Annotated in this window: 19 protein-coding genes, 1 pseudogene and 1 riboswitch; of the genes and pseudogenes, 6 read left to right on the top strand and 14 right to left on the bottom strand. The window is 66.5% G+C overall.

Features of this window, described 5'->3' with window-relative positions; all coding sequences use genetic code 11:
• The 7 genes from ACTJI4_RS13850 to ACTJI4_RS13820 form a co-directional block, all read right to left on the bottom strand.
• Window positions 1-1,257, bottom strand: coding sequence for a class I SAM-dependent methyltransferase (locus ACTJI4_RS13850; protein WP_440869662.1), 1,257 nt, complete (start codon window positions 1,255-1,257; stop codon window positions 1-3).
• A complete protein-coding gene (locus ACTJI4_RS13845) occupies window positions 1,254-2,021 on the bottom strand; it encodes a DUF1365 domain-containing protein (protein ID WP_392924564.1) in 768 nt (255 codons plus the stop codon). Before ACTJI4_RS13845 ends, ACTJI4_RS13850 begins: the two co-directional genes overlap by 4 nt.
• Window positions 2,018-3,298, bottom strand: a complete 1,281-nt coding sequence (locus ACTJI4_RS13840) for an NAD(P)/FAD-dependent oxidoreductase (RefSeq protein ID WP_440869661.1) — start codon at window positions 3,296-3,298, stop codon at window positions 2,018-2,020. Before ACTJI4_RS13840 ends, ACTJI4_RS13845 begins: the two co-directional genes overlap by 4 nt.
• Before the next feature lies 1 nt (window position 3,299).
• On the bottom strand, window positions 3,300-4,259 hold the full coding sequence (locus ACTJI4_RS13835) for an acyl-CoA desaturase (RefSeq protein WP_440869660.1): 960 nt from the start codon (window positions 4,257-4,259) through the stop codon (window positions 3,300-3,302).
• Window positions 4,260-4,351: 92 nt separating this feature from the next.
• Window positions 4,352-5,122: an anti-sigma factor gene (locus ACTJI4_RS13830; protein ID WP_392924573.1), complete on the bottom strand. Its 771-nt coding sequence runs from the start codon at window positions 5,120-5,122 to the stop codon at window positions 4,352-4,354.
• Window positions 5,119-5,688: a sigma-70 family RNA polymerase sigma factor gene (locus ACTJI4_RS13825; protein WP_392924576.1), complete on the bottom strand. Its 570-nt coding sequence runs from the start codon at window positions 5,686-5,688 to the stop codon at window positions 5,119-5,121. Before ACTJI4_RS13825 ends, ACTJI4_RS13830 begins: the two co-directional genes overlap by 4 nt.
• Window positions 5,689-5,758: 70 nt before the next feature.
• Window positions 5,759-6,538: a hypothetical protein gene (locus tag ACTJI4_RS13820; protein WP_440869659.1), complete on the bottom strand. Its 780-nt coding sequence runs from the start codon at window positions 6,536-6,538 to the stop codon at window positions 5,759-5,761.
• Window positions 6,539-6,648: 110 nt separating this feature from the next.
• Window positions 6,649-6,880: riboswitch (cobalamin riboswitch) on the top strand.
• A 214-nt stretch (window positions 6,881-7,094) separates the two neighbouring features.
• On the opposite strand from ACTJI4_RS13820, the gene metE reads away from it, so the two are divergent.
• Window positions 7,095-9,392, top strand: a complete 2,298-nt coding sequence (gene metE / locus ACTJI4_RS13815; protein WP_440869658.1) for a 5-methyltetrahydropteroyltriglutamate--homocysteine S-methyltransferase — start codon at window positions 7,095-7,097, stop codon at window positions 9,390-9,392.
• A gap of 66 nt (window positions 9,393-9,458) precedes the next feature.
• Window positions 9,459-10,130 carry an epoxyqueuosine reductase QueH gene (locus tag ACTJI4_RS13810; protein WP_440869657.1) on the top strand — a complete coding sequence of 224 codons (672 nt, stop codon included), beginning with the start codon at window positions 9,459-9,461 and terminating at the stop codon, window positions 10,128-10,130.
• Window positions 10,131-10,243: 113 nt separating this feature from the next.
• Here the strand turns inward: ACTJI4_RS13810 and ACTJI4_RS13805 are convergent, their stop codons facing one another.
• Window positions 10,244-11,011 carry a hypothetical protein gene (locus ACTJI4_RS13805; RefSeq protein WP_440869656.1) on the bottom strand — a complete coding sequence of 256 codons (768 nt, stop codon included), beginning with the start codon at window positions 11,009-11,011 and terminating at the stop codon, window positions 10,244-10,246.
• A 469-nt stretch (window positions 11,012-11,480) separates the two neighbouring features.
• Between ACTJI4_RS13805 and ACTJI4_RS13800 the strand changes: the two are divergent.
• Window positions 11,481-11,732 (top strand): annotated as a pseudogene (locus tag ACTJI4_RS13800) (epoxyqueuosine reductase QueH); the annotation flags it as partial.
• Between the two features lie 56 nt (window positions 11,733-11,788).
• The gene (gene pncA, locus ACTJI4_RS13795) at window positions 11,789-12,415 is read left to right on the top strand and encodes a bifunctional nicotinamidase/pyrazinamidase (protein WP_440869655.1); all 627 of its coding nucleotides are present in this window, start codon (window positions 11,789-11,791) and stop codon (window positions 12,413-12,415) included.
• A gap of 60 nt (window positions 12,416-12,475) precedes the next feature.
• Here the strand turns inward: pncA and ACTJI4_RS13790 are convergent, their stop codons facing one another.
• A complete protein-coding gene (locus ACTJI4_RS13790) occupies window positions 12,476-12,823 on the bottom strand; it encodes an RcnB family protein (protein WP_392924688.1) in 348 nt (115 codons plus the stop codon).
• A 168-nt stretch (window positions 12,824-12,991) separates the two neighbouring features.
• On the opposite strand from ACTJI4_RS13790, the gene chrA reads away from it, so the two are divergent.
• Window positions 12,992-14,230 (top strand): chromate efflux transporter, encoded by a 1,239-nt coding sequence (chrA, locus tag ACTJI4_RS13785; protein ID WP_440869654.1) that lies wholly within the window; start codon window positions 12,992-12,994, stop codon window positions 14,228-14,230.
• 54 nt (window positions 14,231-14,284) lie between these two features.
• Here chrA and ACTJI4_RS13780 read toward each other — a convergent pair whose 3' ends face one another.
• Complete coding sequence (locus tag ACTJI4_RS13780) at window positions 14,285-15,610, bottom strand: chloride channel protein (protein ID WP_392924592.1); 1,326 nt, start codon at window positions 15,608-15,610, stop codon at window positions 14,285-14,287.
• 96 nt (window positions 15,611-15,706) lie between these two features.
• Complete coding sequence (locus ACTJI4_RS13775) at window positions 15,707-16,576, bottom strand: SDR family oxidoreductase (RefSeq protein WP_392924595.1); 870 nt, start codon at window positions 16,574-16,576, stop codon at window positions 15,707-15,709.
• Window positions 16,577-16,673: 97 nt separating this feature from the next.
• Here ACTJI4_RS13775 and ACTJI4_RS13770 point away from each other — a divergent pair, with 97 nt between their 5' ends.
• The gene (locus ACTJI4_RS13770; protein WP_440869653.1) at window positions 16,674-17,570 is read left to right on the top strand and encodes a LysR family transcriptional regulator; all 897 of its coding nucleotides are present in this window, start codon (window positions 16,674-16,676) and stop codon (window positions 17,568-17,570) included.
• 44 nt (window positions 17,571-17,614) lie between these two features.
• On the opposite strand, the gene ACTJI4_RS13765 is transcribed toward ACTJI4_RS13770, so the two are convergent.
• The 3 genes from ACTJI4_RS13765 to ACTJI4_RS13755 form a co-directional block, all read right to left on the bottom strand.
• Window positions 17,615-18,073: a hypothetical protein gene (locus ACTJI4_RS13765; RefSeq protein WP_440869652.1), complete on the bottom strand. Its 459-nt coding sequence runs from the start codon at window positions 18,071-18,073 to the stop codon at window positions 17,615-17,617.
• A 47-nt stretch (window positions 18,074-18,120) separates the two neighbouring features.
• Window positions 18,121-18,618 (bottom strand): hypothetical protein, encoded by a 498-nt coding sequence (locus ACTJI4_RS13760; protein ID WP_440869651.1) that lies wholly within the window; start codon window positions 18,616-18,618, stop codon window positions 18,121-18,123.
• 134 nt (window positions 18,619-18,752) lie between these two features.
• A partial coding sequence (locus tag ACTJI4_RS13755; protein WP_440869650.1) for an autotransporter outer membrane beta-barrel domain-containing protein occupies window positions 18,753-21,046 on the bottom strand: 2,294 nt, incomplete at its 5' end.

The raw sequence follows: 21,046 nt of genomic DNA, 5'->3' as shown, positions 1-21,046 counted from the left end.
TCAGTGGGTGCCCTTGATGGGGGCGGGACGATACCCGGGCCGCGCCAGCAGCAGGTGCGATACGCCGATGGAGCGTTCCAGGAAGCCCCCCTCGCAGTAGGCCAGGTAGAACTCCCACAAGCGGATGAAACGCTCATCGAAACCCTGCGTGCGCACCGCCGGCAGCTGCGAAAGAAAGCGTCTGCGCCAGGCACGCAGGGTCAGCGCATAGGACTGGCCGAAATCGTACTGACCGATCAGCTGCAGGTCGCTGCTGCGGGTCTTGGCCGCCATGATCGCGTGCAGCGAGGGAATGAAGCTGCCGGGAAACACGAAGCGCTTGATGTAATCCACACTGCGCCGTGCCTGCTCGTAGCGTTCGTCTTCGATGGTGATGGCCTGCAGCAGCGCCAGCCCATCGGGCTTGAGCAGTCGTGTGAGCGTGGCGAAGTACGTGTCCAGGTATTGCGCGCCGATGGCCTCGATCATCTCGATGGAAACCAGCTTGTCGTACTGGCCCTCCATGTCACGGTAGTCCTTCAGCAGCACCGTTACCTTGTCCTGCAGCCCCGCGCTGGCCACCCGCTCGGTAGCCAGCGCGTACTGCTCCCTGGAGATGGTGGTGGTGGTGACATGGCAACCATGGTGGAGCGCGGCATATACCGCAAAGCCTCCCCAGCCGGAGCCGATCTCCACCACCCGGTCGCCGGCCTTGAGTTGCAGCTGCGTGCAGATCCGCGCCAGCTTGCGCTGCGATGCCACCTCAAGGGTGTCGCCCGGCTCGGCATACAGCGCCGACGAATACATCAGGTCGCGGGACAGGAACAGCGAGAAAAAGGCGTTTCCCAGGTCATAGTGCGCGGCGATGTTGCGGCGGCTGCCCTCACGGGTGTTGCGACGCAGCCAGTTCCAGCCCTGCAGCAGCCATCCCCCCAGCCGTGCCGGGCCGCGCTCCATGCCGTCCAGCAGCGCGCGGTTGCGCACCAGCAACTGTACCAGCGCCACCAGGTTGTCGCAGCGCCAGTCGCCGCGGATGTAGGCTTCGCCGGCGCCGACGCTGCCCTGCGCGCCGACCGCCCGGTAGAACGCCGGGTTGTCCACCCATACCGTGACCTGTAGGGGTGCGTCGGCATCACCCAGCGTGACATCGCCCAGCGCATCACGCAGCTGCAGCCGCCCGCCCTGCAGGGGAGCAAGCTGGGCCAGCAGACGGCGGCGCAGGAACGCTTCCAGCGTGCTGGGCTCGGGCAGGGCAAGCGGTCGGGTCATGTCGTTCATGGGTGCTTTCCAGCAATGGAAGGATGGTCGTAGACGGGCGTGCGCTTGAGCCACAGCCGCAGCGCCTGCCAGTGGATGGCGGCCACAACCTGCACTGTCATCAGCGGGTGGCGCAGCAGCACACGGGCCAGGCCAGGGCCGGTAACGGGATGGCGCCGCAGCGCCAGGTCGGCATCGAACTGGCGCTCACCGTTACGCCACACCTGCATGTGCACGTGCAGGTCATCGCCCGGCGCGGTGAAGCGCCAGCGGTATTCGCAGTCCATGGGCATGAAGGGGGAAACGTGGAACTGCTTGTCGAAGGTCCACGCCAGCGCGCGACCGTGCGCATCGGCCTGCGCGACCGGCAGCACGTAGGCGTGGCGCTCCTGCCACGGCGTGTTGGTGATCTCGGCCACGATGCAGTCCAGCGTGGCGCCATCGGCCGCGTAACAGTAGTAAAAGGTGACCGGATTGAAGATGTGTCCGGCGTGGCGCAGGTGTGCGAGCATGCGCACCGGCCCCGGTGGCGCGTGGCCCAGTGCCTGGGAGATGCGATCGCGAACCGCGTCGGCCAGCGGCTGGTCCGGATCACCCAGATAATCGCTGCGGCGGAACTCGGCCAGGTTGCGCCGTTCCACCGACCAGAACCAGCGCCCCTTGAACACATGGTCCAGCTCGTCCAGATCGATCAGCAGCTGCGCGATGGGATACTCGAACGCGTGCGCCTGCGGCGCATGGCGCCGATGCCGCATCCTGCCGCGATAGATCGCGCTCGCGCTCATGCCGGCATGCCCTGCGACAGGGGCCAGTAGGCTTCTGCATCCAGCGACTGCAGCGCCTCCACCACCCGGCGCGCGCTGCGGATGCCATCTTCATGGAAGCCCCAGCCCCAGTAGGCGCCGGCAAACCAGGTACGACGGCGCCCCTGCAGTTCTGCCCAGCGCCCCTGTGCGCGGACCATCGCGTGGTCGTGCACGGGGTGGGCGTACTGCATCCTGCGCAGCACCTTGTCCGGCGCGATGGCCTCGCTGCGGTTGAGGGTCACCACCAGCGGCGTGGGCGTATCGATGCCCTGCAGCAGGTTCATGAAGTAGCTGACGGTGCACGGCGCCATTGGATCGCGCGGCACGTGTGCGTTCCAGGCCGCCCAGGCCTTGCGATTGCGCGGCAGCAGGCTTGCATCGGTATGCAGCACCACCTCATTGGGCTGATAGCGCATCGCACCCAGCACGCTGCGTTCGGTGGCATCGGCATCGGACAGCAGTGCCAGCGCCTGGTCGCTGTGGCAGGCCAGCACCATCTGGTCGAAGCCTTCCAGCCCATCAGCAGTAAGCACGCGCACCCCCTGCTCCTGCCGCTCCACCCCGAGCACGCGGCATTCCAGCCGCTCACGTACCCGCCAGCGCCGCCGCATCGCCTCCACGTAGCGCGCTGAGCCGCCCTGCACCACCCGCCACTCGGGTCGGCCGGTAACCTGCAGCATCTGGTGATTGGCCATGAACTGCACCAGGTAGCGCGCCGGGAAGTCTGCCAGTGCGGCAACCGGCGACGACCACAAGGCAGACGCCATCGGCAGCAGATGTTCCTGGATGAAGGTGTCGCCGTAGCGACCCTGCTTGAGGTACTCGCCCAGCGATGGCCCTTCCTCGCCGCTGTGCAGCAGCGCGGGTGCCTCGCGATAGAAGCGCCGCAGGTCAGCCAGCATGCCCCAGAAGCGTGGCGAGAGCAGGTTGCGGCGCTGGCAGAACAGCGTGTCCAGGGAGGTGGCGTTGTACTCCAGCCCGCTGCGCTCGCTATGCACCGAGAAGCTCATGGTGGTGGGCTGCGAGGCCACGTCCAGTTCGTTGAACAGCGCGGTCAGCAGCGGGTAGTGGTGCGGATTGAACACGATGAAGCCGGTGTCCACCGCCTGCGTGCGGCCGTCCACCGTCACGGTGTGCGTGTGGGTGTGGCCACCGAGGTAGTCATTGGCTTCGAACAGCGTTACCTCATGCCGCTGGCTCAGCCACCATGCGCTGGCCAGCCCGGCAATGCCCGATCCGATCACGGCGATGCGCATGTCAGTGCTCCGCCTTGGCCAGCACCCAGGCCGGCACCGGTTTGAGGTCACTTACCAGACGCAGCGCGGCCATGGCGCGCAGGCCATACCAGGTAATGTCCACTTCCCACCAGTAGAAGCCCTGGCGCACCGTGCCAGGGAAGAAGTGGTGGTTGTTGTGCCAGCCTTCGCCGAAGGTGAGCAGGGCCAGCCATACGTTGTTGCGGCTGTCATCGCTGGTATCGAAGCGGCGGCGGCCGAAACGGTGCGCCAGCGAGTTGATGGTCACCGTGGCGTGGAACAGCACCACCGTGGAAATGAAGAACCCCCATACCAGCATCTGCCCGCCGCTGGTGCCCAGGCCCGGCGCGAAGTGTTCCAGAAGGACACCAACACCATAAAGCGCAGCGGCCAGTGCCACCGGCACCAGCGTGTCGAAGCGGTCCAGCCAACGCAGCTCGGGAAACTTCGCCAGGTCCGGAATGCGTGCCCATTCGGTACGGAAGCCATCGGTGGTGAGGAACCAGCCCATGTGGCTCCACCAGAACCCGTGCACCACCGGCGAGTGCGGGTCGGCGGCGGTTTCAGTGTGACGGTGGTGGTTGCGGTGGTGTGCGGCCCACCACAGCGGACCGCGCTGCACGCTGGCCGCGCCAATCAGGGCGAACACAAACTGCACCACGCGCGAGGTGCGGAAGGTGCGGTGGGCGAAGTAGCGGTGGTAGAAGGCCGTGATGGCGAACATACGCACTGCGTAAAGCGCCAGCGCCACGCCTACCGCCACCCACGACACTCCCACCCAGATCACCGCCAGGCAGGCAACGTGCATGCCGACAAAGGGAATCGCCCGCAGCCAGTCCACGCGATTGCCACTGCCATCAGCCGCCGACGCGGCGGCACCGGTGTCGAACCAGCGCAGCAGGCTGGCCCATCGGCTCCGCAGGGTGCGGACGGGGTGGTCGGGGGTGGAACGGGACAGCATGTCGCGCGTCTCCTGGGCGGTTAATCAGGAGATACGCAGGCCGGCGCTGTTTGGATGCACCCCTTGCGAAAATATTCCGCGAGGGGTGCGGGTTACAGAGTGGCGATATCGCCCTTGGCGATGACCGGACCGGTCGGGATGCCCTGTGGCGCGCCGCCGGACGGTTCCAGCGTGATCGCCAGCACCGAGCCGTTCACAAGAACATCACGCAGCGCGTCGGGCACTGCCACGGTGTGGGCGCGGTTGATGGACACCAGGCCCAACGAGCGTGGCGTACCGCCGGCCGGAATCAGCCACAGCTCCGGGGCGCGCCCAGCGGCATCGGCCGGTGCCGGTACGGGCACCATCAGCACCTTGCCCTGTGCCTTGTCGACCGAAGCCAGCCAGCCCGGCGTGCCATCGTCGTGCAGCAGCGGGGTGACCGGCTTGGTCGCCTGCTCCGGCTCGGATGGGGTTGGCGCCGGGGTGACGGCCACAGGGGTGGACGGTGCGGTGGGCAGCGGCTGGCGGTTGAACACCGCGACCAGCGCCAGCGCTGCGGCCAAGGCGGTCATGCCCTGCCAGAAACCGGTGCGTTGCCACAGCCTGGGCGCGGCGGTAACCGCCGGCCAGCCCAGTTCGCTGCGGATGCGGGGCCACAGGTGTGCCGGCACCGCTTCGCTGCCCAGTTCCTGCAGCAGCGGCGCCAGCCGCACCTGCCATTGCTCGACCAGCCGGGCGAAGCCCGGGTCGGTGGCGATGCGCTGCTCGATCTGGCGGCGCTCGGCGGCATCGTGCACGCCCAGCACGTATTCGCCGGCCAGGATATCGGCGCTCGGCGGCTGGCCATCGTCATGGATATCGTGAAGGTCGCGGATGTTCATCGTTCCAGGCACACCCGCAGTTGGCCCAGCCCGCGCCGGATCCAGCTCTTCACCGAACCCAGCGGCGAACCGATGCGGCGGGCCAGCTCTTCATAACTGGCACCGTGCAGGAACGCATTGCGGATCAGCGAGCGGCGGCGCGGTTCCAGGGTATCCAGGCAGTCATCCAGACGTTCGCGGTCGGAGGCATGCTCAGCTGCCTGCGCCGGCTGCGGCGCGAAATCGGGAATTTCCTCGGCCACCGACAGATCGTCCAGCGCGCGCGGCGGAGCAGCGCGCAGGCGGTCGATCGCGCGGTTGCGCGCCATCATCGACAGCCAGGTCATGGCCGAGGCCCGCGTGGCATCGAACTGGGCGGCCTTGCGCCAGACCGTGGTGAAGACATCCTGCAGGACCTCCTCGGCGTCACCGCGATCGCGCAGGGTGTGCAGGCAGATCGCGAACAGCCTGCCCGAGGCCAGCTGATAGACGGACTCGAACGCCTGGCGGTCGCCCCCGGCCACCTGGACCAGAAGGCCGTCCAGGCGTGCAGACGCGGCGGTATCGGAAGCATCCAGCTCGGGCATCGCAGGCTCAGGGTCGGCAGGGAGCGAACGTGCATGGTCGTTGCTCCGCGCGCCGGCTGCAAGAGGGTCTTCAGCTGTCGCATGTCTTAACCAAGGGTTGCACCCGGGCCGCAGCAAGCTCTGCGGCGGAAGTGGCCACGGGCGGGGAAGGGAATTCGACGCGTACCTGGGGATAGCGCCCAGTGGAATCGCGCACGTTGCCGGTGCCGCTGAACTGGAGCAGGCGCTGGTCGGCCGTGGCGTAAACCAGGCTCACCGCCGGCACGGCGAAGCCGAACCATGCATCGAGTTTCATCTGCAGCTGCTGCGCCGGTTGGCCTTTCCAGGTAATCGCGCCGGTGCGCTGCAGCTTCAACGGCACCAGCCGCTGGCGGCTGGGCAGCAGGAACTGGAAAGCCAGCGGCTTTCCCTCAAGCAGGGCTGGCCAATGGCGCCGCACGGCCGCATCGAAGCCGGCATCGACCACGGCGCCGGGTGGCACCTGCAACGTGCGGGTGACCGGGGCGGCATCCGAAGCGGCACGTACGTAGACCGTGCGCGCCACGCCATTGGCGCGCACGCCTTCCTGGTAGCCGTCGCGGCCGTCTTCCAGCGCGAAATCCGGCGTCTGCGGGCTGCCCTGCGGCGTCATCCACTTGCGCGCGAAGGCCCGGCCATCGGCGCAGCGGTACAGCACCAGCCGCGACAGCGCCTCCGGCGGCCCCTGCAGCCAATGCGTTTCGCGGTAGAGCAAGGCACCGCCATCCGCAGTGAAGGCGCGCCCTTCCTGCCGCTGCACGGCCTGGGCAGGCGCCAGCAACGGGCACAGCAGCAGAAGCAGTCCAGCCGAGCTGATGGGGAGGCGGCGCATGCCGGTATCCATGGGAGGTTGCTGGAGAGATACGCGGCAAGTGGGCGCTCGGATGCAGTCGGCCGCGCAAGGCGGTCCACTACTCCGCTTGACCGCCGCCGCAACTCGGCCTACCTTGTCCTCGCCGAAGGTATCCATCTCTTCATGCCGATGAAGGGATGGGTTTAAACGGGAATCCGGTGACGGTGCCTTGCGCGCCCATTCCGGAGCTGCCCCGCAGCGGTGAGTGGAAACGAAACCTGCCAACAGCACTGGGCCATGCGCCTGGGAAGCGGCAGGAAGTAGGTGGGCCCCGTGCCCGTGTCCATCAGCCCGAATACCGGCCCCGGCCAGAGGACACGACCGTCCTCTGATTCGACCTGGAACGTCCGCGGGGAGGTTGCCGGGGCCTGCCGCCACGCGTTCTGCGTGGCGCTGCCCCCGTGCGTCCGCTTCACGGCATCCGGTTCGCCCGCGGGGGCGAAGGTCGCTGGCGGGGCGGACACGGCAGCAATGGCGTGGGTGCCGCGCAGTTCCTTCGTTCCTCAATGCCGCTACTGCAATGAGGACACGTTCCATGACCACTGTTACCAACCTGGGTTTCCCCCGTATCGGCGCCAAGCGCGAGCTCAAGCGCGCGCTGGAAGCGTACTGGTCCGGCCAGAGCAGCGCCGAAGCGCTGCAGGACACCGCCGCCAGCCTGCGCACCACCCACTGGCAGCTGCAGCGCGATGCCGGGGTGGAGGTACCTCCCAGCAACGACTTCAGCCTGTACGACCAGGTGCTGGACGCCGCCTTCCTGTTCGATGCCATTCCCGCCCGCTACCGCGCGCTGGCCGATGCCGATCCACTGGCCGGATACTTCGCCATGGCCCGTGGGCTGCAGCGCGACGGCTTCGATCTTCACGCGCTGGAAATGACCAAGTGGTTCGACACCAACTATCACTACCTGGTGCCCGAACTGCAGGCCGGCCAGGGTTTCGCGCTGCGCGGCGACAAGCCTCTGGCCGAGTACCGCCAGGCCAAGGCGCTGGGCATTGAAACCCGCCCGGTGCTGATCGGGCCGGTGACCTTCCTGCTGCTGTCCAAGACCACCGACGGCAGTCCGGCGCTGGACCTGCTGGACGCGCTGCTACCGGTGTATGTGCAGCTGTTGGGCGAGCTGAAGGCAGCAGGCGCGCAGTGGGTGCAGCTGGATGAGCCCTCACTGGTGCAGGATCTCAGCCCGGAAGCGCGCGCCGCCTTTGAACACGCCTATGCGGTGCTGGCCAGGGCTGCCCGCCCCAAGGTGCTGGTGGCCACCTACTTCGGTGCGTTGGACGACAACCTGGAACTGGCGGCGTCGTTGCCGGTGGATGGCCTGCACGTGGACCTGGTGCGCGCGCCGGAACAGCTCGATGCAGTGATCAAGGCCCTGCCCGCCGGCCGCGTGCTCTCCGCCGGCCTGGTCAACGGCCGCAACATCTGGCGTACCCACCTGGACAACGCGCTGGTGCTGGCCCGCTACGCCCACGGTCAGCTGGGCAGCGACTTTCTCTGGCTGTCACCGTCGTGTTCACTGCTGCACAGCCCGGTGGACCTCACCCACGAGCGCAAACTGGACGATGAACTGCGGGGCTGGCTGGCATTCTCCAAGCAGAAGCTGGAAGAGCTGCGCGTGTTGGCCGATGCCATCGATCACCCCTCGCGCGCCGAAGCCGCGCTGGCCCTGTCGCGCGAGCGCATTGAATCGCGCCGACGCTCGGCCCGCGTGCACAACCCGGCAGTGGCTGCGCGCCTGGCCGCACTGACCCCGGCCGACGCGCAGCGCCACAGCCACTACCCGCAGCGCCACCTGGCCCAGGCCGCCGCACTGAAGCTGCCGCGCTTCCCGACCACCACCATTGGTTCCTTCCCGCAGACACTTGAGGTGCGCGAAGCCCGCGCCCGCAACAAATCCGGCACCCTGCCCGACGCCGACTACGATGCCTTCCTGGCCAGCCAGACTGAGCACTGCGTGCGCATGCAGGAGCAGATCGGGCTTGACGTGCTGGTGCACGGCGAGTTCGAGCGCAACGACATGGTGGAGTACTTCGGCGAGCAGCTGGAGGGCTTTGCGTTCACCAGGAACGGCTGGGTGCAGAGCTACGGCTCGCGCTGCGTGAAGCCGCCGGTGATCTACGGCGATGTGTCGCGCCCGCAGCCCATGACCGTGCGCTGGTCGCAGTACGCACAGTCGCTCACCGACCGCCCCATGAAGGGCATGCTGACCGGCCCGGTCACGGTGCTGCAGTGGTCGTTTGTGCGCGACGACCAGGCCCGCGCCGACACCTGCCGGCAGATCGCGCTGGCACTGCGCGATGAGGTGCTCGACCTGGAGGCCGCCGGCATCGGCGTGATCCAGATCGACGAGCCTGCGATCCGCGAGGGCCTGCCGCTGCGCCGCGCGCAGTGGCGCGAGTATCTGGACTGGGCGGTGGAAGCGTTCCGGATCAGCGCCAGCGGCGTGCGCGATGCTACCCAGATCCACACCCATATGTGCTACTCCGAGTTCAACGACATCATCCACTCGGTGGCTGCGATGGATGCCGATGTGATCTCGATCGAGACCTCGCGCTCGCGCATGGAGCTGCTGGATGCCTTCGTGCGCTTCCAGTACCCCAACGAGATCGGGCCGGGCGTGTACGACATCCATTCGCCACGCGTGCCGGACAAGGAGGAGATGCTCTCCCTGCTGCGCAAGGCCGCCGAAGTGCTGCGCCCCGATCAGATCTGGGTGAACCCGGACTGCGGGCTCAAGACCCGTGGCTGGCCCGAGACCCGCGCCGCGCTGGAAGCGCTGGTGGCGGCCGCACGGCAGCTGCGCGACGAGAGCGCAGACGCCAACGCCGCCTGATTCCCTTTCCGTTGCTCAAGGGCCGCGCCGCCGCCGTTGCCGGCGGCGGGGCCGATGGATGTCCGCATGACCGAATTCACTCGTCCCACCCTGTCCCTGCCTGGCGGCCACGACAAGCTGCTGCTGCACTCGTGCTGCGCACCCTGCTCGGGTGAGGTGATGGAGGCCATTACCGCCTCCGGAATCGACTACACGATCTTCTTCTACAACCCCAACATCCACCCGGCGCGCGAATACGAGCTGCGCAAGCAGGAGAACATCCGCTTCGCCGAACAGCATGGCGTGCCCTTCATCGACGCCGACTACGACACCGACAACTGGTTCGCGCGGGCGCGCGGCATGGAGAACGAGCCCGAACGTGGCATCCGCTGCACGATGTGCTTCGACATGCGCTTCGTGCGCACTGCGCTGTATGCGCATGAGCATGGCTTTCCGGTGATCAGCAGTTCGCTGGGCATTTCGCGCTGGAAGGACATGAACCAGATCAACGACTGCGGCCACCGCGCGGCGGCCCACTACCCCGGCATCCAGTACTGGGATTACAACTGGCGCAAGGGCGGCGGCGCGGCGCGCATGGTGGAGATCAGCAAGCGCGAGCGGTTCTACCAGCAGGAATACTGCGGCTGCGTGTACTCGCTGCGCGACGCCAACCGTCACCGCCGTGAGAACCAGCGCGAGCGCATCAAGATCGGCCTGCTGTATTACGGCCAGGACAACGACACGGCCAAGGGCGATTGAGGTACGCCAAGGAGGCCCGGCACGCCGGTTGCCCCAGCCGAGCATCTCTGGCGCAGAACGGGGCCAGCGACATGCGCCGGCCCCTTGTGAAGGAAGATGCGTGATCGAAGCCGCTAAGAGGTGATGCCGCTCGCGATCTGCTTGAGCAACTGCTCCCCTTGTTCAATACGCGCACCATCGTCGGTAATCAGTGTCAGGAAGTACGATCGCTTGGGCGTCACCCATCTCAGCTCCGCCCGCCCCCTCCCGTCCTCTGACCGGGCTGCGTACGAACGCGCAGGAATTCCGTTGACCTCGGTATTCAACGTCTCTCGGATCAGCGTTAGTTTCGTGCCGGAGGCAATGTAGTCGTCTTCAGACAGGATGATGACGCCAACCTTGGGCACCCGATACGTTCTCGAGAGGCCAGTAGACGTCGCCCCATGGATGGTCCCGTTCGGCTCGGTGCTAAGGAGCTCGGCTGCGCCGATAGGAGTTCGGGAAATGTTGGCCGGTGCATAGCCCAGCCGCTGCTGAAGCTCGGCGTCACTGCGGCGCGAATTGCTCAGCCCTGCAATGACCTCGGCCGTAGAGGGGATGGTTCCGGGAGCCACCTTGAGGGTTCCCTGGCTCCTCTCTTCGATACCTTTCGCCATGTTCGCTTTGACAGCAGGAGGAGCTTCCATGTCTGCCAAGGAAATGATGTCCAAGGAGCCTTGCGCCGCAGGCGTCCCTCGACTGACCGCTGACCTTCCTTCCTCGACCTGCTTAAGCGCGAGCGATCTCGTCCAATCACCCATCTCCTGCGGCACCTGTGGAGTCTGCCGCGGCTGCACCGCTTCCTGGGCAAAGAGCGAGGTGGCAAACGATACCGCCGCCAGCACTAATATCTTGGATTTCATATCGATCACCACTCCTCTGCACTGCAGTCAACTGTGGACGTCTGACGACATTTGTATCGCCAGCGTAGTGCCGCCAGTGGTGCAATTGGCTTGGGCCAAAAAGAACATGAGAAGGATTCAAGTTCCCTTGTGGGAGGCTCACTGACGGCCGTACCGAAGAACGGTCAAAATTGCGGCCGGTCGTAGGTAACCGATTCATTGACGATACCGAGTATGCAGTTTGCCCTGCTAACTGTGCCGATATCGGCCATTGCCGGGGTTGAAGCACAGGCCATTAAAGCGAGGCAACACGAAAAACGTTGGCTCTTTCCATTTTCATGAGATCTCCTTGTTGGCGATGCTTCTCGCCAACCAAATACCTACCAGTTCAGCTCGCTCGACGCCATAACCCAGCTTCAAAAGTGAGCCACTCGCTCCAGAACGTTGCGGATTTCCTCGGCCAACGTATGAAAATCCTTACCCCAATGCGTCCGTAATACGAAGAACAGGAACCTTTCAGCAAGCCAGCCTCCAGCACTGGGACTATCACTGGCGTAGGGGCGGCGACGCCGCGCGCATGGTGGAGATCAGCAAGCGCGAGCGTTTCTACCAGCAGGAGTACTGCGGCTGCGTGTACTCGCTGCGCGACGCCAACCGTCACCGCCGGGAGAACAACCGCGAGCGGATCAAGATCGGCCTGCTGTATTACGGCCAGGACAACGACACGCCCAAGGGCGATTGACGTACGCGAAGGGGGCGGCCACGCTGGTTGCCCCCCTCCGTTGCGCTGGACCTGCCATGACCGCCCTGCCCGCCGATGTTGCCCTGCTGGTAATCGACCTGCAGCCGGACTTCATGCCCGGGGGCGCACTGGCCTGCGAAGACGGCGATGCGCTGGTGGCGCCAATTGCCGCCCTGCTGGCGGAGCGTCGCTACCGCACAGTGGTGGCGACCCAGGATTGGCACCCGGCTGACCATGCTTCGTTCGCCAGCCAGCACGCGGGCAAGCTGCCGTTCGAGGCGGTCCTGCTGCATGCGCAGCCGCAGACGCTGTGGCCGGATCATTGCGTGCAGGGCACCGATGGGGCGACGCTGCACCCGGGCGTGGAGTGGACGGCCGCCGACCTGATCCTGCGCAAGGGCAGCCGGCGCGAGGTCGACTCGTACAGCGCATTCCGCGAAAACCACGGGCCCGATGGCGGCCGCCCGGCTACGGGCCTGGCCGGCTGGCTGCACGAGCGCGGAATCCGCGAGGTGCATGTGTGCGGCCTGGCGCGCGACTACTGCGTGCTGTGGAGTGCGCAGGACGCCGTGAAGGCAGGGTTCCGGGTGAAGTTCCTTTGGGAGCTGACACGGCCGGTGACCGAGGCCAATGACGGGATGGTGCGCGAGGCGCTGGCCAAGGCGAAGATTGCGGTGATCTGACCTGCACGCCGCCGCAGCCAGCACCGGCATCAAGGAAGCCGGTGCGTCAGGTGCGGGCAATCACCGGCGAAGGGCGTCAATGATCAAGCCGGAGGCGATTTCCACCAGCAGATACTCGCTGTCGGACTGTCTGACCCAGCGTTGACCACGGCCGGGATCGCGCAGCCTGTAATGCGCGTAATCATCAACCCAGTAGCGTCGGTCCACTTCGGCCCAATCCAGGCGCTCACCACGGCGCCACGCCTTCTTCTGCCACCCCGGCGGCGGCGCCTTGCGACTGTGCGGCCCACCGGCGTGGGCTGGAGGTCCATTGCCCTTGGCATGGTGCGGTGGATCCGCCCAGGCCGGGGCAACGGCCAACATCGCCGCCGTGGTCAAGGCAACACCCAGCAACCTTACGGTTTTCATATCCATCTCCCAACCCGGCCGCGGCGTGCGGCGTGCTGGCACCGAATATAGAGCAGAGAATGTGAAAGAAGCCAAGCGACCACAGCAAGGGGCAGCGCAATTGAACGCGACCGCTCCGGTCGGCAATACTGGGCCGACGGTACCCCTGGCCTGGGCAATGTTCCTCCTGTGACCACATCGCCGCCCACGCCCACGCCCGGCCCCATCGATGCGACGCGTCCGGACGGCACCGCCACCGAGATATTCGGCGTATTTCTCAAGCTGGGGCTGACCGCTTTTGGTGGCCCCATCGCCCACGTGGGCTATTTACGCCAGGAATGCGTGCAACGCCGCCGCTGGCTGGACGAGGCCCAGTTCGCGCAGTTGCTGGCCGTCTGCCAGTGCGTGCCAGGGCCGGCCAGCAGCCAGATGGGCTTTGCCATCGGCCTGTTCCGCGCCGGATGGCGTGGCGCGGTGGCCGCTTTCGTCGCTTTTACGCTGCCGTCGGCGCTGCTGATGTTCGGCGCCGCCGCCTTGGCATCGCGCCTGGATCATGGCATGGGTGCGGCGGTGGTGCATGGGTTGAAGCTCGTGGCCGTGGCTGTGGTCGCCCATGGTCTGGTGAACATGGCAAGGCAGTTGGCGCCGGATGCACCGCGTGCGCTGATCGCTGCCGCAGCGTGTGCGCTGATCGTGCTGGCAGGCGGTGGCTGGGCACAGCTGGCGGTGGTCGCGTTCGGTGGCGCACTGGGTCTTTGGCTCTGCAGAGACGTGAGCGCCCCGGCTGCAGCGGTGTTTCCGGTGCGCTATGGCAGCCGGCGGGCAGCGGCGTTCCTGCTGGCCTTTCTGATCGGGCTGGGAGCGTCGCTGGTCCAGCCTTCGTCCAGTACAGCCACGATGGGGAGCCTTGCCAGCGCGTTCTACCAGACCGGTGCGCTGGTTTTCGGCGGCGGGCACGTCGTATTGCCGCTGCTGCAGCAGGCCGTAGTCGACACCGGCTGGGTCGACCCCGATACCTTCCTGGCCGGCTACGGCTCGGCCCAGGCCATGCCCGGGCCGATGTTTTCAGTGGCCGCATTCCTGGGTGCCGAAGTGCCATTGGGTTTGCCAGCGGCCGCCGGGGCGGCGGTGGCGCTGCTGGCCCTCTTCCTGCCCGGGTTCCTGTTACTGCTGGCGGTGTTGCCAGTCTGGAGCGGGCTGGCGCGGCGCCGCTGGGCCGCCAGCGCGATGGCCGGGATCAATGCAGCCGTGGTTGGTCTTCTCGCTGCCGCGTTCCATGATCCGGTCTGGAGGCAGGGCGTGCACACCCCGGGCGACGTCGCCATCGCCGTGGTCGGCTTTACGCTCCTGGCCATCCTTCGCGTGTCTGCGTTGTGGGTCGTGTTGTGGGCTGTCGGCGCGGCTATCGCGGTACGACAGCTGCTTTGAACCGGTGCGTAGCTGTCATGCTCGAGAATGAGCGCTCGCGGCAGCGACCAAGGGCTACGTGTCGCGGCTCGATGGTTGCGACCGCGGCGACAGCAACAGTTCCGCCAGTCCCTTGTATATCGGTGTCCGGCACACCAGCCCGGACATCCCACGGGCGATGAGTACCGTTGCCAGGATAGGCAGCAGCAGGTCGCCACTGTCGGTCAGTTCCAGCGAAATGACCGCCGAGGTCAATGGCGCCTGGGTGACACCGGTGAGGTAAGCGCACATGCCAAGCAGCACGAACGCGCGCGGGTCCACGCCGGGCATCAGCACGGCCAGGTTGTGGCCCAGGCCGGCGCCGACGGCCAGCGCCGGCGAGAACAGTCCGCCGGGAATGCCGGCCACATAAGAGGCCAGGTTCGCCAGCAGCTTCATCAGCCCAAACTCGTGCCCAACCGTCGGTTGACCCTGCACCAGACTGCGCGCCTGCTCATAGCCGGTGCCAAAAGCACCATCGCCGCACAACGCCGCCAGCCCAACCACCACCAGGCCGCAGCCGGCTGCCAGCAGCACCGGGTGCCGCTGCCGCACGCTGCCCAGCCAACGCGGGCGCCCGGCTGCGCTGGCCAGCACCATGCGGGCGAATACCCCGCCCAGCAGACCCGCCACGCCCCCGCACAGCAGGATGGCCAACCACGCCTGCCCCAGCGGCAGGCCGGCTGTCACATGGCCGAAGTAGGTGTAGTTTCCGAGAAGGCCCAGCGACACCACGCCACCGACGATAACCGCCGTCAACAGCGTGCCCGAGAAGCGATGCTCGAAGCGCCCGCTGAGCTCTTCAATGGCGAATACGATCCCGGCCAGCGGCGTGTTGAAGGCCGCCGCGATGCCGGCCGCACCGCCAGCCAGTAGAAAGTGCGACAACTCCCGGGGATCTCTGAAACCGAACCAGCGGCCAAACAGGTACATCAGGCTGGCGCCGACGTGCACCGTCGGCCCCTCCCGACCCACCGACGCACCACCCAGCAGTGACAGCGAGGTCAGGATCAGCTTGCCTGCCGAGACCGCCGGTGACAGGTTGGTTTTCCGGAATGCTTCATCAGGCCTGTCCAGCGCCGCGATCACCTGCGGAATGCCGCTGCCCCGGGTCGGACGAAGCACCCCGCTGGTCAGCCACGCCAGCAGCGCGAAGATTCCCGGCGTGAGCAGCAGCGCCCACCACGGCGAGTGCTCGATGGCGCGTCGAAACAGGGCAAATGCCGCATCGCTGGCCTTGGCAAAAAGGATCGCGACGAGCGCCACCACCACCGCGCCCGTCCAGAGGGCAGCACGGCGCCGCCATGCCTCGCTCCGCAACTGGCCGGCCAGGTGCGTCTGGATTCGGCGGATATAGGTCATGACCTTAGTATGGCCACCGTGGCCAGGGACGGAAAGGCGGCTGCTTGGCGGGTGACCTTGCCTGATGTGGTTTCAACCGCTGCCATGGCTCGTCACTCAGCCCAGTGACGCATGCTCCGCCGCGAACGCGCCGTACGTACGCAACGGCCGACCCAGCAACTGCATCAACCGCTCCACGTCACCCGCGCCCGGCAGCATGCCGTCGCTGATGAAGCGCTCGGCCATCTGTCGCATGTCGTAGGCCATCCACCCCGGCATGAACTGGCGCAGGTTCTGCTCGAAGGCGGCCGTGTCATCGCCGCCGTAGGCGATCGGGCGGTTCAGCACCTCGCTCCAGATGGCAGCCACCTGTGCGCCGGTGAGTGCTTCCGGGCCCACCAGGTTGAGTCGGGTCAGCGCGCTGTTGTCCGGCACCTGTTCGCGGTTGAGCAGTTCGATGGCGGCAATCTCGGCGATGTCGCGGGTGTCGATCATCGCCAGCCCCTTGCTGCCGATCGGCATGGGGTACACACCGTAGCCCTGCACCACATCCTTGATGGTGAGGTCGTTATCGATGAAATAGGCCGGGCGCAGGATCGTGGCGCTGAAGCCCATCTGCTCGATCATGCGCTCCACGCCGAACTTGCCGGCGAAGTGCGGCACGTTGACGTAGCGGTCGCTGTGGATCACCGACAGGTACACCACCCGCTTCACCCCGGCCTCGCGGGCGACGTTGAGGGTGATGAGCGCCTGGGTGAATTCGTCGGCGACCACGGCGTTGAGCAGGAACAGCGTGGAGACGTCCTTCAGCGCTTGGCGGAGGGCATCCACATCCAGCATGTCACCCTGCACCAGCTCCACGGTGGCAGGCAGGTTGGCGGTGGCGGGGGTGCGGACCAGTGCGCGGACGTTTGCGCCGCGCTGGGTGAGGTGCTGGACGACCTGACGGCCGATGGTGCCAGTGGCGCCGGTAACAAGAATGGTCATGGGATACTCCGGGTGGTTGGTGAGGGCTCATGGTTGTTGATCCGCGCACGAGCCGATAGCCCATATACTTGGACCACCTGTCTCGCTGGTGGAACACATGGACCTCCTCGCCCTGGCCGACTTCAACCTGGTGGCGCGACACGGCGGGTTTGGCCGTGCCGCGCGCGCGGCGGACCGCCCGAAGGCAACACTCTCGCGGCGCGTGGGTGAGCTGGAGGCCAGCCTGGGAGTACGGCTGTTCGAGCGTGGCTCGCACACGTTGAAGCTCACCGAGGAAGGTCGAGCGCTGTTCGAGCGCACCGAGACGCTGCTAACCGAACTGGATGAAGCGGCCACGTCCATTGCCTCGGGCGGCGACACGCCCCGTGGCCGGCTGCGCGTGAGCGCCCCGATGCTGTTCTCGCAGATGGCGCTGGGCAAGATTGCAGCCGAGTTCGTGAAGCGCTACCCACAGGTGCGGTTGGATATCACCACCGAAGACCGCGCCGTGGACATGGTGGAAGAAGGCTATGACCTGGTTATACGGGTCAATCCGGATCCGGATGCGCGGTTGGTGGGGCGGGTGCTGATCCGGGACCGACTCGTGGCGGTGGCACACCCGGACCTGCCCCTGCCCGCGATGGGCGAGACGGCGCCAGCGGTGTTCCGGCCGTCCAGCGATGCCGCCGGCTGGGATCTGGTGACGCCGCGTGGCGAGATACGTATCGGGGTGGATCCAGTGCTGCGCCTGGGCGCACTGACCATGGTGCGCGATGCCGTTCGTGCAGGCACCGGCGCGGCGATGCTGCCCTTCTCGCTGGTTGCCGACGATCTCAGGGATGGCGCATTGGTGTCGTGGGGAGATGCGAAGGCCCCGCCCATCGAGATATGGGCGCTGTACCCGTCGCGACGACTGCTCAGCTCAAGGGTGTCGGCGCTGCTCGAGCTGCTCAAGGAATGCTTCCCCGAGGGTCAGGCGGAGGAGCTGGCCGCCTTCGCAGGTGGGGGCCGCTGACGGCCAGAAGCGGATATACGGTGCAACCGGCTACAAGCAGACGCTTAGTCGTGGAAGTTCTTTGCGGGTAAACGGCTTCGTTTGCCTTCCAAAATCCGGCAGAGGCCACTGCAAAGTGTGCCAGCCAGCGCACCGGCCAAGGGAATGATCCAGTTCCACTTGGGTGCGCCGGGGTTGATCGCAGCGATAACCACCACGGCCACCGCACTGGTGAGGAAACCCGCACCGGCGCCCAACAGAATGCTCTCCACGAGATTCAGCGCACGCCGTGAGGCCACGAAGGAGAACAGCAGGCCGGTGACGGCCGCCGGGACCGCACCCACAACATAGCCGCCGATAGTGAAGAAGATGACCATCCAGATCATTCCGAAACTGAAGAGCTCGGCCAACGCTAGTGGATGATCAAAGACCAGGAATTGCACAAAGATGGAAATGCCGCCGATCACCGGGCCCAACGCGAGAAAGATGAAAGTGGTTCGCTTCATTGCGTCGGCTTGACTCATGGCCCGAGGTCCTTGCTGGAGTGCTTGCATTATGCCCAGCCGGACACTCAGACACCCGTCAACGGCGTCTTCAACCAGATCGGGAAGTACTGCTCGCAATTCCAAGCTTTCGCGAACCAACAGGCAAGGACGGCCACGTAGGTTTCCGGCCTGGAACAAAGGCCACCCGCCGTGCACTTGCCCGAAAGGACCGCAGACCCGCCTGGGTCAAGCTTTGTGCTGTGGACCATCAGCACCATTCCATCCGAGGACTCCGGGAACGGCTCCGGATCTGGCGAGCGAATGGTGTCGAAATTCAGATACGGGTTGAGATACAGGACCGGCCGCGCCGTATCGTTGCGCAGCTCCAGCGCGTAGTCCCCGGTAGCGCGGTCGTAGGAGCGAACCGAAAGGGTGACGCCCTCGGAGAGCGGCGGCAATGTAGTACAGCCTGCGAGCAGGGATAGTGCCACGAAGGATAGATGTCCCTTCATGGCGCTCATCCTCCTAAAGCGTGACCGCTCGGATTTGCCAGCGGCTGCCTTGGATTCGCTGCGATCTCGCATGCCTGACATCCCGTGCGGTGCGGTGACCGTTATGGGTCTGCTGCGGATGTTAGCAGCGGCCGCAGAGATCGGTATTCGGCGCGGCCTCGGTTGCATGCCGCAGCGGGAAGGCAAGGCCCTCCCGCTGCTTGGCATCACAGCGCGATGCGGATACCCGCGTTGACGCTGTTGTTCTCCACGCCCGACCCCTGCTCGGTGCTGACACCACCGTACAGGTAGCTCGATGCTCCCAGGCGCACGGTGCCCTGCAGCTGGGCCCGACCGAAGGCCTTGCCCGCCTCGGCGGCGGACAGGTCCACCCGCTGGCCGGCCAATGCGGTTGTCACCGTGGCCTGGCGGGCCTGGCCGTGGTTGATGCCCGCCTGCAGACCGAACTGCCAGGTCGCACGCGCCGCCAGCGGATCGTTCACCAGCGAGCCGACCGACAGGCCGAGCGTGGCGCGGCCGCCTTCGGCCTGGAGGCGTGCAACGTCCAGCGCCGCCAGCGAATCACCCCCTTCGCGGTAGGCATTGCGCTCAACCTTCTGCCAATTGCCGCGCAGCGAGGGCTGCCAGCTCAGGCCTGCCGCCGTGAAGGGCAGGCTGACACCGGCACTGGCCATCCGGGTAGTACCCGAGGCCTTGCCGGACAGTGCACCGTCGGCACCCAGGACGTCCGGACGCTGGCTTTCCCAGCGATCGGCCGAGTAGGACAGCATGCCGTCCAGCACCACCGCACCTGCCCTGGCGGCGCCATAGGCAAAGAACGCGTTGCTGTCGAGTGTGTTGTCCAGCGCGCTGCGTTCCAGTTCCGACGTCGTGCGACCCAAGCCCGCGCCCCACGCCACGTTGGAGGAGCGGTACACGTCGATACCGGCCGTGGCATTGCGCTGGCGCGCATCGAAGCGATCGGCGCTGGCATCCGCGTCAACCGACACATCCCCGTAGCCGATGTTGGCCCACAGCAGCTGTTCGATACGCGTGCTGGATGCATCCACCAGCACACCCTGGCCGAGTCGACCGGTCACATCGTCGGCCAGTGCGGTCGCATTGGACTGCGCCAGCGCGGCCAGCTTGGCGTGGTTCTCACCGGTCAGGGCGGTCACCATCACCGGCAGTGCCACCGCATCCTGCTGCCACACCGCGCGCAGCAGATCGGTCTGCTCCGCAGTGGTGGTGCCGGCGTCGCTGGCTTCCACCAGGGCATCCAGTGCAGCCGCAGTGGCCAGGCCGTTGCCGTTGACCTTGCCCACCAGGTCAGCGCTGTAGGCCGTCGGTGTCACGTACAGATCGATGTCGAAACCGGTGGTGTAGTACACCTGGAAGCGCGTGCTGGCGGCCAAGCCCTCGGTCGGCTGCAGGAGCCTGTCGAAGGTACCGGTCACGCCGCCTTCGCCGCTGACGATGCGGAACATGTCGCCCACCTTCGGGGTGAAGGTGTTGCCCGCATTGCCACTGATGCCACGCAGCAGGGGCTGCAGGGTTCCGTTGGCGACGAAGCGACCGGCCGCGCCGGAGACCAGCAGGCGCGAGTAGTTGCCGGCCCCGGCGCCGGTGCCGTACCCGTCGATATCGATCTGCAGCGTGGCGTCGTCGGTCAGCGTGACCGTACCCGTCACTGCCAGCGTGCCCGGCGAGTTACCCGGGGCCAGCGTGCCATCGACGCGCATGTTGCCGGCGATGGCGCCCGTGCCACGGACCGTGCCGCCACGTTCCACCTGCACATTGCTCAGCAGGACGCCATTGGCACTGAGGGTGCCTTCGTTGACGCACGTGCCATTGGCCAGGACCGCGGTGCCTGCCATGTTGAGGCGACCGGCACCGCTCTTGATGAAGCAGCCGGTGCTGCGCGAGCCGTCCAGCATGCCGGTCAGCTGCGTCGTGGTGCCCGAGGCCACATCCAGAGTGGCCTCGCCCGTAACAAACATCGGCTGCGACATTTGGGTGTCGACCGTGGTGCGCAGGGTCCCATCATTGATCGCCACGGCGCCGGAGCCGAGGCCGCCCGCATTTGCCAGCACGACCGTGCCGCCACTGATCAGCGTGCCGCCTGCGTGGGTGTTCGCCGCGCCAAGCACCAGCGTGCCTTGGCCGTCCGCCACCAAGGTGCCGCCGCCGCTGATCGGTCCGGTGACCGTCAGGGTGCTGCCTTCACCGCTGCGCAGCGCGCCCACGCTGTCCAGCACCATCGATCGGCCGGTGGTCATCGACGAGGACGCCTGCAGCGTGCCGCCGTTGAAGGTCAGGCCGCCTGCGGCATCGCCGAGGTTGCCGTCGCTACTGACATTGAGCACGCCGCCGTTGAGCGTGGTGCCGCCGGTGTAGGTGTTCTGGCCCGACAGGGTCAGCTCGCCTTCGTTGACGGTCGTGCCACCGCTGTGGCTCACCGTACCTGTCAGCTCCAGGCCACCTTCGCCGTTCTTGATCAGCCCACCATTGCCCGACACGT

The organism is Stenotrophomonas sp. 22385, from assembly GCF_052045085.1.
In the GTDB taxonomy this organism is placed as follows: domain Bacteria; phylum Pseudomonadota; class Gammaproteobacteria; order Xanthomonadales; family Xanthomonadaceae; genus Stenotrophomonas.
This window is presented reverse-complemented; position numbering and strand designations above follow the sequence as displayed.